Origin of the sequence: Jiangella sp. DSM 45060, assembly GCF_900105175.1 — a bacterium.
Classification (GTDB): Bacteria; Actinomycetota; Actinomycetes; order Jiangellales; family Jiangellaceae; genus Jiangella.
This window is the reverse complement of the sequence record NZ_LT629771.1, coordinates 401,796-416,509: the sequence shown is the minus strand read 5'-3', so window position 1 is coordinate 416,509 and position 14,714 is coordinate 401,796. Positions and strand designations below refer to the sequence as shown.

At 72.3% G+C, this 14,714-nt stretch carries 14 protein-coding genes; 6 read left to right on the top strand and 8 right to left on the bottom strand.

Going from position 1 to position 14,714, the window contains the following annotated elements:
* Positions 1-139: 139 nt before the first annotated feature.
* The 5 genes from BLU82_RS02005 to BLU82_RS01985 form a co-directional block, all read right to left on the bottom strand.
* Positions 140-1,240 (bottom strand): glycosyltransferase, encoded by a 1,101-nt coding sequence (locus BLU82_RS02005; RefSeq protein WP_092614909.1) that lies wholly within the window; start codon positions 1,238-1,240, stop codon positions 140-142.
* A 3-nt stretch (positions 1,241-1,243) separates the two neighbouring features.
* Positions 1,244-2,029, bottom strand: a complete 786-nt coding sequence (locus BLU82_RS02000; RefSeq protein ID WP_092614906.1) for an ABC transporter ATP-binding protein — start codon at positions 2,027-2,029, stop codon at positions 1,244-1,246.
* Positions 2,030-2,039: 10 nt separating this feature from the next.
* Complete coding sequence (locus tag BLU82_RS01995; RefSeq protein ID WP_092614903.1) at positions 2,040-2,903, bottom strand: ABC transporter permease; 864 nt, start codon at positions 2,901-2,903, stop codon at positions 2,040-2,042.
* A 127-nt stretch (positions 2,904-3,030) separates the two neighbouring features.
* A complete protein-coding gene (locus BLU82_RS01990) occupies positions 3,031-4,197 on the bottom strand; it encodes a glycosyltransferase (protein ID WP_092614900.1) in 1,167 nt (388 codons plus the stop codon).
* A complete protein-coding gene (locus BLU82_RS01985; RefSeq protein ID WP_092614897.1) occupies positions 4,194-5,279 on the bottom strand; it encodes a glycosyltransferase family 2 protein in 1,086 nt (361 codons plus the stop codon). Before BLU82_RS01985 ends, BLU82_RS01990 begins: the two co-directional genes overlap by 4 nt.
* Before the next feature lie 41 nt (positions 5,280-5,320).
* Between BLU82_RS01985 and BLU82_RS33930 the strand changes: the two genes are divergently transcribed.
* Positions 5,321-5,461, top strand: a complete 141-nt coding sequence (locus BLU82_RS33930) for a hypothetical protein (RefSeq protein WP_157740469.1) — start codon at positions 5,321-5,323, stop codon at positions 5,459-5,461.
* Positions 5,462-5,469: 8 nt separating this feature from the next.
* Here BLU82_RS33930 and BLU82_RS01980 read toward each other — a convergent pair whose 3' ends face one another.
* Both BLU82_RS01980 and BLU82_RS01975 read right to left on the bottom strand, forming a co-directional pair.
* Complete coding sequence (locus BLU82_RS01980; RefSeq protein ID WP_092614894.1) at positions 5,470-7,035, bottom strand: LCP family protein; 1,566 nt, start codon at positions 7,033-7,035, stop codon at positions 5,470-5,472.
* 181 nt (positions 7,036-7,216) lie between these two features.
* Positions 7,217-7,729 (bottom strand): acyl-CoA thioesterase, encoded by a 513-nt coding sequence (locus tag BLU82_RS01975; protein WP_092625310.1) that lies wholly within the window; start codon positions 7,727-7,729, stop codon positions 7,217-7,219.
* A gap of 196 nt (positions 7,730-7,925) precedes the next feature.
* Between BLU82_RS01975 and BLU82_RS01970 the strand changes: the two genes are divergently transcribed.
* Both BLU82_RS01970 and BLU82_RS01965 read left to right on the top strand, forming a co-directional pair.
* A complete protein-coding gene (locus BLU82_RS01970; RefSeq protein WP_092614891.1) occupies positions 7,926-8,732 on the top strand; it encodes an SAM hydroxide adenosyltransferase in 807 nt (268 codons plus the stop codon).
* A gap of 52 nt (positions 8,733-8,784) precedes the next feature.
* A complete protein-coding gene (locus tag BLU82_RS01965; protein WP_157740468.1) occupies positions 8,785-10,047 on the top strand; it encodes an LCP family protein in 1,263 nt (420 codons plus the stop codon).
* Between the two features lie 580 nt (positions 10,048-10,627).
* Here the strand turns inward: BLU82_RS01965 and BLU82_RS01960 are convergent.
* The gene (locus BLU82_RS01960; protein ID WP_092625308.1) at positions 10,628-11,944 is read right to left on the bottom strand and encodes a UDP-glucose/GDP-mannose dehydrogenase family protein; all 1,317 of its coding nucleotides are present in this window, start codon (positions 11,942-11,944) and stop codon (positions 10,628-10,630) included.
* A 112-nt stretch (positions 11,945-12,056) separates the two neighbouring features.
* Here BLU82_RS01960 and BLU82_RS01955 point away from each other — a divergent pair, with 112 nt between their 5' ends.
* From BLU82_RS01955 to BLU82_RS01945, 3 genes are all read left to right on the top strand, one after another.
* The gene (locus BLU82_RS01955) at positions 12,057-13,226 is read left to right on the top strand and encodes an acyl-CoA dehydrogenase family protein (RefSeq protein WP_092614887.1); all 1,170 of its coding nucleotides are present in this window, start codon (positions 12,057-12,059) and stop codon (positions 13,224-13,226) included.
* Positions 13,227-13,897: 671 nt separating this feature from the next.
* Positions 13,898-14,284 (top strand): VOC family protein, encoded by a 387-nt coding sequence (locus BLU82_RS01950; RefSeq protein WP_092614885.1) that lies wholly within the window; start codon positions 13,898-13,900, stop codon positions 14,282-14,284.
* 3 nt (positions 14,285-14,287) lie between these two features.
* A complete protein-coding gene (locus BLU82_RS01945; RefSeq protein ID WP_092614883.1) occupies positions 14,288-14,704 on the top strand; it encodes a hypothetical protein in 417 nt (138 codons plus the stop codon).
* Positions 14,705-14,714 lie beyond the last annotated feature (10 nt).

Below are 14,714 nucleotides of genomic sequence, written 5' to 3'. Positions count from 1 at the left end.
GCGCGAGCGAAGCACCGCTTGACCCGCGGCACCCCGGCCCAAGAACGGGCACCTATCAGGGGGACGGGGGAAGACCGGGCACAGCCCGCACCGTCCGCCGTTCGCCGCCTGCCGTTCCGCTGCGGCGAATGGCGAGGGGTCAGGCGACGGCAGACCGTTGACCGAGCAGCTCGGCCACGGTCTCGGCGAGGAGGTCGTAGGGGGTGCGCTCGCTGAGCTTGCGCTCCGTCCACTCCGCCGCCGCCGCGCGGTAGTCGTCCAGCTCCTCGGGATGGTCGCTCCAGCGGCGCAGGACGTCGGCGGCTTCGGCGGGGCCGGAGATGAGGACGCCGCCGCCGGACTCGCGGATGACCGAGGTCTGCCGCGGCAGCGGCGTCGACAGCACGGGCAGGCCGCTGGCGAGGTACTCGTACAGCTTGGTCGGCATCGCCTGCCGGAACGCCGGCGTCTCGCGCAGGAACACCAGGCCGGCCCAGGCGCCGCGGGCGATCTGCCAGGCCAGCTCCGGTGGCTGCCGGCCGTGCAGGACGACCCGGCCGGCGACGTCGGGGTGGGCGAGCCGGGCGGCCAGCTGGTCGCGGTCGGCGGCGGCCACCGGGCCGATGAGGTCGAGCGTCCAGGCGGGCGCTCCCGCGACGGCGTCGACCATGTCGAACAGGCCACGGCTGGCGCGGAGGTCACCGATGTAGACCGCGCGCGGACGGTCGTCGGGCGGGCCGGGCGAGAGCAGCTGGAGGTCGGGCAGGTTCTCGACGACGAGGCGGCGGCGGGCCTGGTGCGGCGGGATGTGGTCGTCGGCCACGACGGTGACGTCGGCGCCGGCGGCCAGGCGGGTGCTGGCGTGCACGATCATGCGCGCGCCGAAGCCGATGAGGCCGCGCGCCCAGGACCGGTCGGACAGCAGCCGGGCGTAGTCCTCGTGGATGTCGACGACGACCTTGCAGCGGCGCATCGACGCGGCGGCACGGGCCATCGGGACGACGTCGGGGTCGACGGTCATCAGCACGCGGGCACGAGAGCGCCACGGCAGCATGGCCGCACGCACCGCGCGCCGGGCCATGCCGCCGCGCTGTTCGGTGCGGACGCGGACACCGGCCGGCCCGCCGTCGGCGTCACCGAGCCCGGCCAGCTCGACGCTCAGGCCGGCCCGTCGCAGCGCCGCGGTGATCTTGTGCAGCCGCGCGTCGGCGACGTCGTGCCCGGCGGACACGATGGCGACGTCGACACGTGGTGCGGCCACGACTCAGAGGTCCTCGAGGCTGAAGGCGTCCTCGCCGACCTTGAGGAAGGTGTTGTAGGCCTCGATGACCTCGTTGGGGGTGCCGCGCATCATCAGCTTGCCCTTGTGCAGCCACACGGCGTCGTTGCAGAGGTCGCGGACGCTGCTGAGGGCGTGGCTGACGAGGAACATGGTGCGCGCGTGCGTCACCAGGTCCTTCATCTTCGCCGCGGCCTTCTGCTTGAACTTGGCGTCGCCGGCCGACAGCGCCTCGTCGATGAGCAGGATGTCGGGGTCCATGTGCACGGCGACGGAGAACGCCAGCCGCTGGAACATGCCGGAGGAGTAGGTGCGCATCGGCATGTCGATGAACTCGCCGATCTCGGCGAAGTCGGCGATCTCTTCGTAGCGCTCCTGGATCTCCTTGCGGCTCAGGCCCGCGGCCAGCCCGCCCAGGACGACGTTCTCGCGGCCGGTGAGCGCCGCGTTGAAGCCGACGCCGAGCGACAGCAGCGTGCTGACCCGGCCGTTGACCTGGATGCGGCCCTTCGTCGGCGGCAGGATGCCGGCGATCATGCGCATCAGCGTGGACTTGCCGGCGCCGTTGGCGCCGATGATGCCGATGGCGTTGCCGTGCGGCACGGAGAACGAGACGTCCTGGACGGCCTCGACCTCCTTGACGGCGCGTTCGCCGCGGCCGAACCGCACGATCGCCGTCTTGAACGTCGGGACGCGTTCGAACGTGGTGCGGTACGTCAGCGAGACATTCTCGACGACGACGGCATCAGGCGCGGCCGATGTGGTGGTCACGGCGCCAACCTCAGAGACGGACGACAAACTCGCGCTCCCTCGACATGAAGAACAGGCTCCCCACGATGGCCGCGGCGGCCGCCCAGGCGACACCGGCGATCCACAACGACAGGTCCGGGATCTGCCCGCGGACGAGCAGGTCGGTCCAGCCCCCCAGCAGTGAGTACAGCGGGTTGAAGACCATGAACCGCTCGAACCGTTCGGGGGCGTCCTCGGCGAACCACAGGACCGGCGACAGGTACAGCCACATGCGCACGAAGTACGGCAGGAAGCTGGCGGTGTCGCGGAAGTACACCTGCAGCGTGGCGAACATCATCGCCGCGCCCGCACCGAAGATCGTCAGCAGCAGCAGGAACACCGGCGCCAGCAGCATCTGCCAGCGCAGCGGCTGCCCGAACGCGACGTGGATCGGGAAGTAGACGATGAGCGTGGGCAGGAACCGGAAGAACGCCGTGCGCACCGCCGACAACGGCAGCAGCAGCCGCGGGAACGACATGTTCAGCAGCAGCTTGCCGCCGCCCACCACGCTGGACGCGCCGGTCTGCAGGCAGCCGGAGAAGTAGTAGAACGCGAACAGCCCGGCGCACAGGTGGACGAACCGCTCGGCCGCGTCGGTGGTGTCGCCGCTGCGCAGGATGGTGATCAGCACGTAGTAGACGCAGGCCAGCAGCAGCGGGTTGAGCACCAGCCAGATCTGGCCGAAGAACGTGTTGGTGTTCGCGGCCCGGATGTTCGACCGCGACATCTCCGCGGCGAACTGCCTGCGCTGCCACAGAGTGCGGATGTACGGCCCGAGCCGGGGCAGCCCCGCTCGATGCGGCTCGTACACGTGCACCGACGAGGTGAAATCCTCGTCGGTACGAGTGGCGTTCATCGAAGGCTTGCCTTTCTACCGCGGCCAGGCGCTGGACCGAGTGGATCCGCACCGGATCGGGTCAAGGGTAGACGACACACAGACGAAATATCGCACCCGTGGGCCACACGCGACGATGTATGCCATCTCACGCCGTCCCCAGGTTCGCGTACGCGTCGGCGAGTACGCGGGAGTCGTGCTCCCAGGCCAGTTCCAGCCGTGCCTTGCGCACCGCCTCGACGTACCCAGTGTAATCGGACGCAACCGCCTCTACGGCCGTGGCCAGCGACGACGCGTCGCCGGGCGTGTAGAGGCGGCCCAGACCGTAACGGAGCACGAAGGAATGGAGTTCCGGGAGGTTCGCCGCCACCACGGGAACACCGGCCCGGACGGCGTGGAACAACTTGTTCGGCAGCGCCAGCCGGTGGTTCAGACAGGTGTCGGTGAGGGTGACCACCGCCACACCCACCTCCTGGTAGAGGGTGTCGACCGCGGGCAGCGACATCGGCGGCAGCACCTCGACGCCGGTGGTGTCGAGGCGGTAGCCGGGGTCGGCCGGCCCGGCGACGACGGTGCGCAGCGACGGCAGCCGGGCGGCGGCGCCGACGACGGCCTCGAGGTCGCGGCCGGGGCCGATGCGCCCGGCGTAGGCGAATCCGGCGGGTGTGGCGGGCAGCTCCGGCGGCTCGTGGTCGGCCAGCGGGAAGGTGTTGCGGACGACACGGACGTCGGGCAGCCCGCGGCCGCGCAGCCGGGCGGCGATGCCCTCGCTGACGGTCAGGACCACCCGCGCCTGCCGGGCCAGCGCGGTCTCCTTGCGCCGTCCGCGCCAGTGCGCCAGCGGCGTGGGCCGGCCGGGCAGCCCGCGGTCGAACCACAGCTCGTGGCTGTCGTAGACCAGCCGGGCGGACCACCGCCGGGCGAGGTCGGCGCCGAGCGCCAGTGTGTTGTAGTCGTGGGCGTGCACGACGTCGGGGGCCGACCGGCCGGCCAGCAGCCGGGCGGCGTCGTCGCGCCAGCGCCGCTCGGTGCGCTCGCGGTGCTCGGGCAGCAGCAGCCAGCGTCCGGCCCGGCGCACCACCGCCTTGGGCCCGGACGACGACGCCAGGGCGGCGCCGCGCGGGGTGCCGGGCGGGCGCATGCCGCGCGACCGGGTCACCGACTCGACGGTGACGCCGTCGCCGGGGTCGAAGCCGTCGGGGACGTCGCGGCCGACGATGTGCACGGCGTGCCCCTCGGCCGTCAGCGTGGCGGCCTCCCGGAGCACCCGCGAGTCGCCGGCCACCGGTGACTGCACGAGCATCAGGACGTTCACGTCGCCGGTCCTCCCGCGGCCGTGGCGTCGTGGTCGGCGCGCCGCGACCGGGCGGCGTCGCGGGATCCCAGGAGGAACCCGGCGCCCCACGTCAGGTGCATCGTCGCGAGGACGGGCGGCAGCCAGGCGCGCGCCTTCGCCGGCAGCCCGCGACCGGCCAGCAGCGCGGCGGCGGTGACGCCGGCGGCGTACCCGGCCGGCGCCAGCCAGCCGATCAGCAGCCACGACGGCCCCACCAGGCCGGCCAGCCCGGCTGCCGTCCCGGCGGCGACGGCGACCGTGACGGCGGGTGCGGCGAGGTAGCGGACGTTCGCGGTGTCGGGATAGCGGCGGACCACCTCGCGCCGCCACTGGCCGGTCTTGAGGAACTGCCGGGCCAGCGCGCGCAGGTTCGGCCGCGGCCGGTAGCTGACGACGAGGTCGGGCGTGAACCAGACGGTCTCACCGGCGGCCCGGATGCGGTAGTTCAGCTCCCAGTCCTGGGCGCGGACGAAGTGCTCGTCGAAGCCGCCGAGGCGGTCTAGCACCTCGCGCCGGAACACCCCCAGGTAGACGGTGTCGGCGGGGCCGGCCTGCCCGCCGAGGTGGAACTTCGCCCCGCCCAGCCCGAACGGCGACGTGTACGCCCAGGCGACAGCCCGCTCGAAGTCGGTCTGCCCCTCGGCGTTCATGATGCCGCCGACGTTGGCCGCGCCGGTGCGCTCCAACTCGGCGACGGCGGTGCGGATGTAGTGGTCGGACAGCACGCCGTGGCCGTCGACCCGCACGACGACGCCGTGCCGCGCGGCGCCGAGGGCCGCGTTCAGCCCGGCGGGGGTGCGCCCGGCCGGGTTGGCGACCAGCCGCACCCGGGGGTCGGCGGCGGCCAGCTCGCGGGCGATCTCGTCGGTGCGGTCGCGGGACGGGCCGAGCGCCAGCAGCAGCTCCAGCTCGCCCGGGTACTCCTGGGCGAGCACGCCGGCGACGGCCTCGGCCAGGTGCCGCTCCTCGTCGAGCACGGGCATGATGACCGAGACGGCCGGCCACACGCGCTCGTCGGGCGCGACCGGCCGGCCGGAAGGGGTGGGATCGGCGGCGTTCATGTCGGCTGGCACCTTACCCGGTGCCGGCACCGAGGAGCTCAGTGATCGACTCCGCGTCATCGGGCGACCCCTCCCGGCGGCCGTGCGTCGCCCTCGTAGGCGAACCCCCGGAGGCGATCATCGCCGGCGTCGTGCTGCTGACGACCGGCGCGGTGGTGCTCCTGCGCACCCGCCGCGCCTGACGTCCGGCTCACTCGTAGGAGCACACCGACGACATCTCGACCGGCGTCTGCTCCTCGGTCTCCTCGGTCTCCTCGGTCTCCTCGGCCTCCTCGGCCTCTTCGTCCTTCGAGCCGTCGTCCGACGGCTCGTCGGCCGCCTCCTCCGTCGGAGCTTCCTCGGATTCTTCGGACGGCTCGTCGGACTCCTCGGCGGGCGGGTCGGACGGCTCCTCGGCGGCGGTCTCCGACGGCGCCGGCTTCGCGTCGCCGGACAGCAGCGCGTCGACCTCGTCGTGGATGAGCCCGATGTCCGGGTCGGCCGGCACGATCAGCGGCGGCACGAACTGCAGCGAGGTGATCTCCTCGTCCTTCGCCTTCAGCGCGAGGTCGACGAGGTTGGCGAGGTCCTGGCGCGGGATGTCGGTGGTGATGACCGACTTCGACGCGTCGGCCAGCTCGACGAAGTTCGACAGCACGGTCTGCGGGTCGGCCTGGTTGACCAGCGCGCCGATGACGCAGCGCTGCCGGGCCATGCGCGCGTAGTCGGACGAGCCCTCGCGGGACCGCGCGTACCAGAGCGCGTGGTAGCCGTCGAGCTCCTGCAACCCGGGCTCGAGCACCTTGCCCTTGTCGCCGATCGGCAACTCCTCGTTCACCCTGAGGGTGATGCCGCCGATCGCGTCGATGATGTCGCGGAAGCCCTGCAGGTCGACGGCCACGTAGTAGTGCACCGGCACGCCGAGGGTGCCCTCAACGGCCTGCTTGACGGCGGTCGGGCCGGGGCCGGACGGGCCCTCGAACAGCTCCGGGTTCTCCTCGCCGAAGGTCCACGTCGCGTTCAACATGTAGTCGGACTCGTCACCGTCGCCGGAGAAGCCGCGCGGGAACTCGTCGTCGGCGGGCGTGCCGTCGGGGAACCGGGCGCTCTCCAGGTTGCGCGGCAGGCTGATCATGGCCGGCTCGCCGGTGCGGACGTCGATGGAGACCAGGTTGATGCTGTCCGGCCGCACGCCGACCCGCCCGTCACCGGCGTCGACACCGAGCAGCAAGATGTTGAGCCGGCCGTCGCTCGCGGCCGCCACCTGGCCTGACGGGAACATCTCGACGACGGCGTCGTGCGCGGCCGTCGCGTACCGGGCGGCCACGAAGAACGGCGTCGACACCATGGCCGCCAGCGCGAGCGTCGCGCCGATCATGATCAGCCGGTGCTTCTGGCTCAGTCCCGGCGGGTGGCCGAGCCGCCACGCGTCCAGCAGCAGCACGATCCACGCGGCCGCGACCCCGAACGCGAGCAGCTTGAACGCCGTCAGCAGCCACGGCCGGACGGCCAGCCCGGCGAGGTCCTGCAGCGGCACCAGCCACAGCACCAGCAGCAGGACGCCGATCAGCCCGCCGTAGATCCCGAGCGCGATCTTGCCGGTCTTCTTGTGGCCGGCGATCAGCTGCGCGCTGCCGGGGGCGACGACGGACAGGGCGACCAGCGTCACCGATCGGCGGAACCGCGCCGCCTCGGCCTTCTGGGCGCGCAGCGCGGCGATGGCTTCGCGGCGGGCCCGCACCCGCCGTGGATCCGGCGGACGTGCCGCTGTCGTCATGCACTTCCCCCATCGAACCGGACGTGCCGGCGGGTCCCCGTTGCCCGCCGCTTGGTCAGTATCACCACAGGCCGAGCCGATTTCACGGGCGGCACGCCGAGCCCAAGCGCCTCTTCTGTCACATCAGTCACAGGAGTAGGCAGAACGGGGTCGTTCGGTTGACTCTGGGTCAGACCATCGGTCAGGCCGTCGGCGTGGACTCCTCGCGGGAGCGCAGGATCGCCGCGCGCCGGGCCAGCCGGTGGGTACGGCGGATCTCGGCCTCGGCGAACCGGCGGCGGTCCTCGTCGGTCTCCGGCAGCACCGGCGGCACCTCGCGCGGTGCGCCGTCGGGGTCGAGCGCGACGAACACGAGGTAGGCGGTGGCGACCGCGGTGGCCGGGCGGACCTCGTTCCACGGCTCGGCGACCACCCGCACGCCGACCTCCATCGACGTCCGGCCGGTCCAGTTCACCTTCGCGTGCGCGTGCACGAGGTTGCCGACGTGCACCGGCTCGAGAAACGTCATCTCGTCCATCGACGCCGTGACGGCCGGGCCGCCGGAGTGCCGCTGCGCCACCGCGCCCGCGACGTCGTCGACGAGCTTCATGATGACGCCACCGTGCACGGTGCCGAGCAGGTTGGTGTCGAGCGCGGTCATGATGCGCGACAGGCTGGTCTGCGCGGCGGAGGCCGGTCGGCCCTCGGGACTCATGGCCGCCACGCTACGGCTTGACCCCGCCGAAAGTGCGTCGGTACGGTCTGTGACGTGACGCACGGCCACGCCATGATGCGAATGCTGCACTCCTTGTGCGGCCGTTCGATGCTGGCCTGACGCGTCCCACCGTCAGTCTCTCGGGCTCCCGCACCGCGCGGGGGCCTTTTTTCATGCCCACGTCCCGAGGGGAAGCATGTATCCGCCGATCACGTACCTCACCGACTGTTCCGACGCCAACGCGCAGGCCCGGCTGACCACCCGCCTGGCGGCGCTGTTCGGGCGGTCGCCGGTGCTGCTGCCGCTGGACGGGCCGGCGCCGCTGGAGTCGGCCGGGCTGACGCTGCTGGACGTGCTGCTGTCGACGCGGCTGCTCGGCGAGGACGGCTTCCCGACGGTGACGCTGGTCAACGTGGCGCCGCGGGACGGCCGGTGGCCCAACGGGGCGCCGTTCGGCTGGTTCCGGCACGGCCGGCACACCGTGTTCACGACGTGCGACCCGGTGCTGCTCGACCCGGTGCGCCGCCACCTCGGCGTGAGCTCCGTCTCGGTGACTGACGCGGCGACGGTGCTGGCGGCGGCCGAGTGGGCGTCCATCGGCGCGGCCGACGCCGCCGGGCTGGCGACCACGCAGTTCCGCAGCCTCTGGTACCTCCCGCTGCTGGCCAAGTGGGTGCTCGACGACCGGCCGGTGCCGTCGTCGTCCGTCGAGCTGGCGGCGCCTGAGCAGCCTGACGGCGTCCGCGTCGCGCTCGTCGACAACTTCGGCAACTGCAAGCTGACCTGCACCGCCGCTGACCTCGGCATCGTCGCGGGCGACCGGGTCGCCGTCGGCGCCACGAAGGTGCGTCACCACGAGCGGCTCTCCGACGTGCCCGTCGGCGTCGCCGCGCTGGTCACCGGCAGCTCCGGGCCGGGCTTCCTGGAGCTGGTCGTGAACGGCGGCTCGGCGGCCGCCGAGTTCGGCCTGAGCGCCGGTGATGTCGTGGTCGTCCAGGGCTGACACGCGAGATCGGCAGGTTACAGAGCCGTCCGGCGACGGTATGGTCGAGCTGATGCGACCAGACGGCGAGGCAGGCATGGCGGCATACGGGGCTGACGGCGGTGCCCGGGGGACCGAGGTCAAGGTCACCGAGTACCAGGCCGGCCACGTCCCCGGCGTCTCCTATCGCGGCGGTGTGGCCCACAGCCCGCAGGACGAGCCCGGGCCGGCCCCGGCTGCGGCGGTGCCCAGCGGCACCAGCGTCATGCCCGCCGACGCGTACGGCCCGGCCGCGACCGACGGCGCCGGCGCTCCCCCCGCGGCGCCGCCACCCACCCGTCGTCGCCGCGAGGGCGCCGAGCCGCCCGGCCGGCCGAAGCGCAAGCGCTCCGGCTTCGTCCGGTTCCTCCGCTGGTTCCTGTCGTTCTGGCTGGTCGTCCTCGTCGCGCTCGGCGCGCTGCTCTGGTACGTGTGGGGCCGCATCGAGAAGGTCGACGCCATCCCGTCCGACCACGGCTCGGCGACGTCCGAGGGCCGGGTGTTCCTGCTGGTCGGATCGGACAGCCGCGAGGACCTCTCCGACGAGGAGCAGAGCGAGCTGGGCACCGGCAGCGTCGAGGGCCAGCGCACCGACACCATCATGCTGCTGAGCGTCCCCGGCGGCGGCGAGCGCAACGCGCTGATCAGCATCCCGCGCGACTCCGTCGTCGACATCCCCGGCCACGGCGAGAACCGCATCAACGCCGCGTTCGCGTTCGGCGGCGCCCCGCTGCTGGTCGAGACCATCGAGGCGGCCAGCGGCGTCGCCATCGACGACTACGTGCAGATCGGCTTCGGCGGCTTCGCCGGCATCGTCGACGCCCTCGGCGGCGTCGAGATGTGCCTCGACGAAGCCATCCAGGACGACAAGGCGCACATCGACCTCCCGGCCGGCTGCCAGACGCTCAACGGCCCCGACGCGCTCGGCTACGCCCGGGCGCGCTACTTCGACCCCACCGCCGACATCGGCCGGGTGCAGCGGCAGCGCGAACTGATCTCGGCCATCGCCGACAAGGCCACATCCCCCGGCACGCTGGTCAACCCGATCGAGCTGACCCGCACCGCACTCGCCGGCGGCGACGCCCTGGTGCTCGACGAGGACACCGGCCCCATGGACATGGTCGCGTTCGCCCGCGCCATGGGCTCGGTCTCCGGCGGTTCCGGCGACACCATCACCGTCCCACTGGGCGAGGTCGGCAACACCGTCACCTGGGACCCCGAACTCGCGGGCGAGCTGTGGACCGCTCTCCAGAACGGCGACGCCGTCCCCCAGTCCGTCATCGACGCCCAGCCGTAGCCGTCGTCGGCTCAGCCAGCCCGGTCGTCGGCGGGGGCGGCCCGGTCGTCGGCGGGGCCGGCCCGGCGCCGCCACCGTCGGCGGGGCCGCGAGGTTCGGCACGGCCACGTCGCGCGGTGGTAGGTAGACCCCTCCCGGCCCGGGTGGGGCCCACCCTACGGGCGGGCACCGACAACGTCGCGCTCGCGAACACCCCGCAGCCACCGCGGCAGTCCTCCGCTACGACGCGTCCCGCCACCGCGGCAGTCCTCCGCTACGACGCGTCCCGCCACCGCAGCAGCCCTCCGCCACCACGCGTCCCGCCACCGCAGCAGCCCTCCGCCACCACGCGTCCCGCCACCGCGGCAGCCCTCCGCCACCACGCGTCCCGCCACCCCCGTACCGCAGCGGCCTCAGCTCGACCGCGGTTTCGGCAGGACCGGTCGGCCGCGTCGCGGTGGTAGGTAGACCCCTCCCGGCCCGGGTGGGGCCCACCCTACGGGCGGGCACCGACAACGTCGCGCTCGCGAACGCCCGCCGCGCCGCCGCCCGTCATCGCTGCGCCGACATCGCCTCGCAGCGCCCGTCACCGCCGCACGGGTCAGGGGCGGCCGAGGCCCCGGTAGGTCCAGCCGGCCGCCCGCCAGGCGTCGGCGTCGAGGCAGTTGCGGCCGTCGACGACGAGCGGGGTCTCGACGATGCCGGCCAGTTCGGCGGGGTCGAGCTCGCGGAACTCCTGCCACTCGGTGAGGTGCAGGACGACGCTGGCGTCGCGGCAGGCCTCGACGGCGGAGTCGGCGTAGGGCAGCGTCGGGAAGACCTTGCGGGCGTTGTCGGTGGCCTTCGGGTCGTACACGGACACCCGGGCGCCCTGCAGGTGCAGCTGGCCGGCGATGTTCAGCGCGGGCGAGTCGCGGACGTCGTCGGAGTGCGGCTTGAACGCGGCGCCCAGCACAGCGATGCGGCGGTTGGCGACGCTGCCGCCGACGAGGTCGCGGGTGAGGTCGACGACGTACTGGCGGCGGCGCAGGTTGATGGCGTCGATCTCGGCGAGGAAGGCCAGCGAGTGCGACGCGCCCAGCTCGCCGGCGCGGGCCATGAACGCGCGGATGTCCTTGGGCAGGCAGCCGCCGCCGAAGCCGATGCCGGCGTTGAGGAACTTGCGGCCGATGCGGGCGTCGTGCCCGATGGCGTCGGCCAGCTTGGTGACGTCGGCGCCGGCCACCTCGGCGATCTCGGCCATGGCGTTGATGAAAGAGATCTTCGTGGCCAGGAACGCGTTGGCGGACACCTTCACCAGCTCCGCCGTCGGCAGGTCGGAGACGATGACGGGGGTGCCGTCGGCGATGGTCTGCGCGTACACCTCGCGCAGCTTGCGCTCGGCGTCGTCGGACGTCACGCCGATTACCAGGCGGTCGGGGTGCAGGGTGTCCTCGACGGCGAACCCCTCGCGCAGGAACTCGGGGTTCCACGCCAGCTCCGCGCCGACCCCGACGGGCGCCGTCTTGGCCAGCCGGTCGGCGAGCGCCACGGCGGTACCCACCGGCACCGTCGACTTGCCGACCACCAGGCAGGCGGCGTCGAGGTGCGGCGCGAGGGAGTCGACGGCCGCCTCGACGTAGCGCATGTCGGCGGCCAGGCCGTCGCGGCGCTGCGGGGTGCCGACGCAGACGAAGTGGACGTCGGCGCCGGCGGCCGCGGCGAAGTCGGTGGTGAACGTCAGGCGTCCGGTGCCGGAGTGCTTGGCCAGCAGCTCGTCGAGCCCGGGCTCGTAGAACGGGGCCTCGCCGCGGGCCAGCGCCGCGACCTTCTCGGCGTCGACGTCGATGCCGACGACGGTGTAGCCCAGCTCGGCCATGCCGACGGCGTGGACGGCGCCGAGGTAGCCGGTGCCGATGACGGAGATGCGCATGGTCACGATCATTCCCACCCGTTTGTGGCCGGTTCGTCTGCTCGAATGTACAAGCCGGTGCCGGGCGCCGCCATGCCGCACTTGCGGTCCCGACGCTACTGGCGAGTAGCATCGGACCATGGATGCCGACTTCGACCTGTACCGGCTCAGCGACGAGCACGAGGCGATCCGGTCCGCGGTGCGCGAGTTGTGCACCGACAAGGTGGCCCCGCACGCCGCCGAGGCCGACGAGACCGGCACGTTCCCGCAGGCCTCCTACGACGCGCTGCGCTCGGCCGACTTCCACGCACCGCACATCCCCGACGAGTACGGCGGCGCCGGCGCCGACGCGCTGGCCACCTGCATCGTCATCGAGGAGATCGCCCGCGTCTGCGCGTCGTCGTCGCTCATCCCGGCGGTCAACAAGCTCGGCACCATGCCGCTGCTGCTCGCCGCCTCGGACACCCTCAAGCAGAAATACCTGCCGCCGGTGGCCGCCGGGCAGGCGATGTTCTCCTACGGGCTGTCCGAACGCGAGGCCGGCTCCGACACCGCGTCCATGACCACCCGTGCCGTCCCCGACGGCGACGGGTTCCGGCTGTCCGGCCAGAAGTCGTGGATCACCAACGCCGGGGTATCGCAGTACTACACCGTCATGGCCGTCACCGACCCCGACGCCGGCTCCCGCGGCATCACCGCCTTCGTCGTCGAGGCCACCGACGACGGCTTCTCCTACGGCGCACCCGAACGCAAACTCGGCATCAAGGGCTCGCCCACCCGCGAACTGCTCTTCGACAACTGCTGGATCCCCTCCGACCGCGTCGTCGGCGACCTCGGCCAGGGCCTGAAGATCGCCCTGCGCACCCTCGACCACACCCGCGTCACCATCGGCGCCCAAGCCGTCGGCATCGCCGCCGGCGCCGTCGCGGCCGCCACCACCTACGTCCAGCAACGCCAGCAGTTCGGCCGTCCCATTGCCGACTTCCAGGGCGTGCAGTTCATGCTCGCCGACATGGCCATGAAGACCGAGGCCGCCCGCCAGATGGTCTACCGCGCGGCCGCCGCCTCCGAGCGCGACGAACCCACCCTGAGCTTCCTCGGCGCCGCCGCCAAATGCTTCGCCTCCGACATCGCCATGACCGTCACCACCGACGCCGTCCAGCTCTTCGGCGGCTCCGGCTACACCCGCGACTACCCCGTCGAACGCATGATGCGCGACGCCAAGATCACCCAGATCTACGAAGGCACCAACCAGATCCAACGCATGGTCATGGCAAGACAGCTGCTCAAAGGGGTTGTGAGCTTCTAACCCACGGGCGCGCGACAGGCCGTCGATCCCGCTCGTGAGCCGGTCGGACCGACCAAGGAATGTCAGTCCGATCTCCGTGCTTGGGGCCGTCCGCTCAGGCCTCGTAGGCAGCGGCCACGTCCTGCCAGAGTTCATGCAGGACCTCGGTCCGCTCGGTGATGTGGTCCAGAGAGTCCCACGCATCCTCCTCGCCTGCATGGAGCTTGCGATAGGCCTCTGCGTCGCATTTCGACCCTGCGGGCGGTACGTGCCAAGCATCAGCCGCCACACGGCCGTCAGACTTCACCCGCGACAGGACAGCGTCGAGATCGGCAGAGTTGCCGCGCTCGGCTCTTCGGTATCAAGCGGCGCTTCTGCTCAGCGAGGTACAGCCGTCTCACGTCCGCCAACGACGAGCGCAACTCATCCAGCCGATCCGCCGGCTCCGGAACCGGAGGTACAGCCGGTCCAGCCGCTCGGGCCTTCCTCGTCACGGAAGACGACGACCTCTCCGACATCGGGGTGCAACGAACGGCGCGCGGTGATGATCTCTCGCTTCTTCGGCTTCGGTGCGGTGCAGCGGGCCGCCTGTGGGCCGCCGCAGGTCGGAAACCGCCGTGATCCACCGAGAGCCAGTACGAAGGTGCTTGCAGGTCAGCGGCACTTTGGGTAAACGCCGCTACGCTCGCGACATGGACATGAAACTGGAGCTTGTGGCAGTGCCCGTGACCGATGTCGACCGGGCCAAGGAGTTCTACGTCCGGGCCGGCTTCAACGCCGACCACGACCACACGGTCAGCGACGCGGTGCGGTTCGTCCAGCTCACCCCGCCGGGGTCGGCCTGCTCGATCGCGATCGGCCAGGGGCTGACCGGCATGGAGCCCGGGTCGCTGGACAACCTGCAGATGGTGGTGGCCGACGCCGACGCTGCCCGTGCCGACCTGGTCGCGCGCGGCATCGAGGTCAGCGAGGTCGACGACCAGCCGTGGGGCCGGTTCGTCTTCTTCTCCGACCCGGACGGCAACGGCTGGGCGCTGCAGGAGCTCCCGGACTGGTCGGCCGGCGCCCAGGCTCGATGACGGGTGCTGTGCACCAACACGTTCCACCCCTACGGCGTCGAGATCTTCGACGAGCCGATGTCGAAGCTCGTCGTGCGGGGCGACGACGGCCCGCGGAGCTTGAGGGTCACGGACCATCCTGCGTGGAGATCACGCGCCGATCAGCCGGTCCTCGCCGCCGGCGCCTTCTGGGAGCGGCTCGAGCTCGGACCCGCCAGGTACGCCGACGGGAGCATCGCCGGCCCGGCCCGGGCGGTCGAGGTGCCGGTCGCGCTTCGGCTCGACTTCGCGGCCGGCCCGCTGTGGTTCGTCGGGGGCAACCCCTCCGAGAGGGGTGAGGTCTTCATCCCCGGCGACGAGATCATGGTCGTGTTCACGCCCGAGGTGATGCTCCGGATCGGCTTCCCGGCCGGGGCGTTCGGCGGGCCACCGACGGTGTAGCGCAGCGCAC

Excerpts from the sequence above, each read along its gene's own strand:
- BLU82_RS01980 (WP_092614894.1), bottom strand. The coding sequence starts at position 7,035 with ATGACGACAGCGGCACGTCCGCCGGATCCACGGCGGGTGCGGGCCCGC.
- BLU82_RS01970 (WP_092614891.1), top strand. The coding sequence starts at position 7,926 with ATGTATCCGCCGATCACGTACCTCACCGACTGTTCCGACGCCAACGCG.
- BLU82_RS01950 (WP_092614885.1), top strand. The coding sequence starts at position 13,898 with ATGGACATGAAACTGGAGCTTGTGGCAGTGCCCGTGACCGATGTCGAC.
- BLU82_RS01995 (WP_092614903.1), bottom strand. The coding sequence starts at position 2,903 with ATGAACGCCACTCGTACCGACGAGGATTTCACCTCGTCGGTGCACGTG.
- BLU82_RS01955 (WP_092614887.1), top strand. The coding sequence starts at position 12,057 with ATGGATGCCGACTTCGACCTGTACCGGCTCAGCGACGAGCACGAGGCG.
- BLU82_RS01965 (WP_157740468.1), top strand. The coding sequence starts at position 8,785 with ATGCGACCAGACGGCGAGGCAGGCATGGCGGCATACGGGGCTGACGGC.
- BLU82_RS01975 (WP_092625310.1), bottom strand. The coding sequence starts at position 7,729 with ATGAGTCCCGAGGGCCGACCGGCCTCCGCCGCGCAGACCAGCCTGTCG.
- BLU82_RS01985 (WP_092614897.1), bottom strand. The coding sequence starts at position 5,279 with ATGAACGCCGCCGATCCCACCCCTTCCGGCCGGCCGGTCGCGCCCGAC.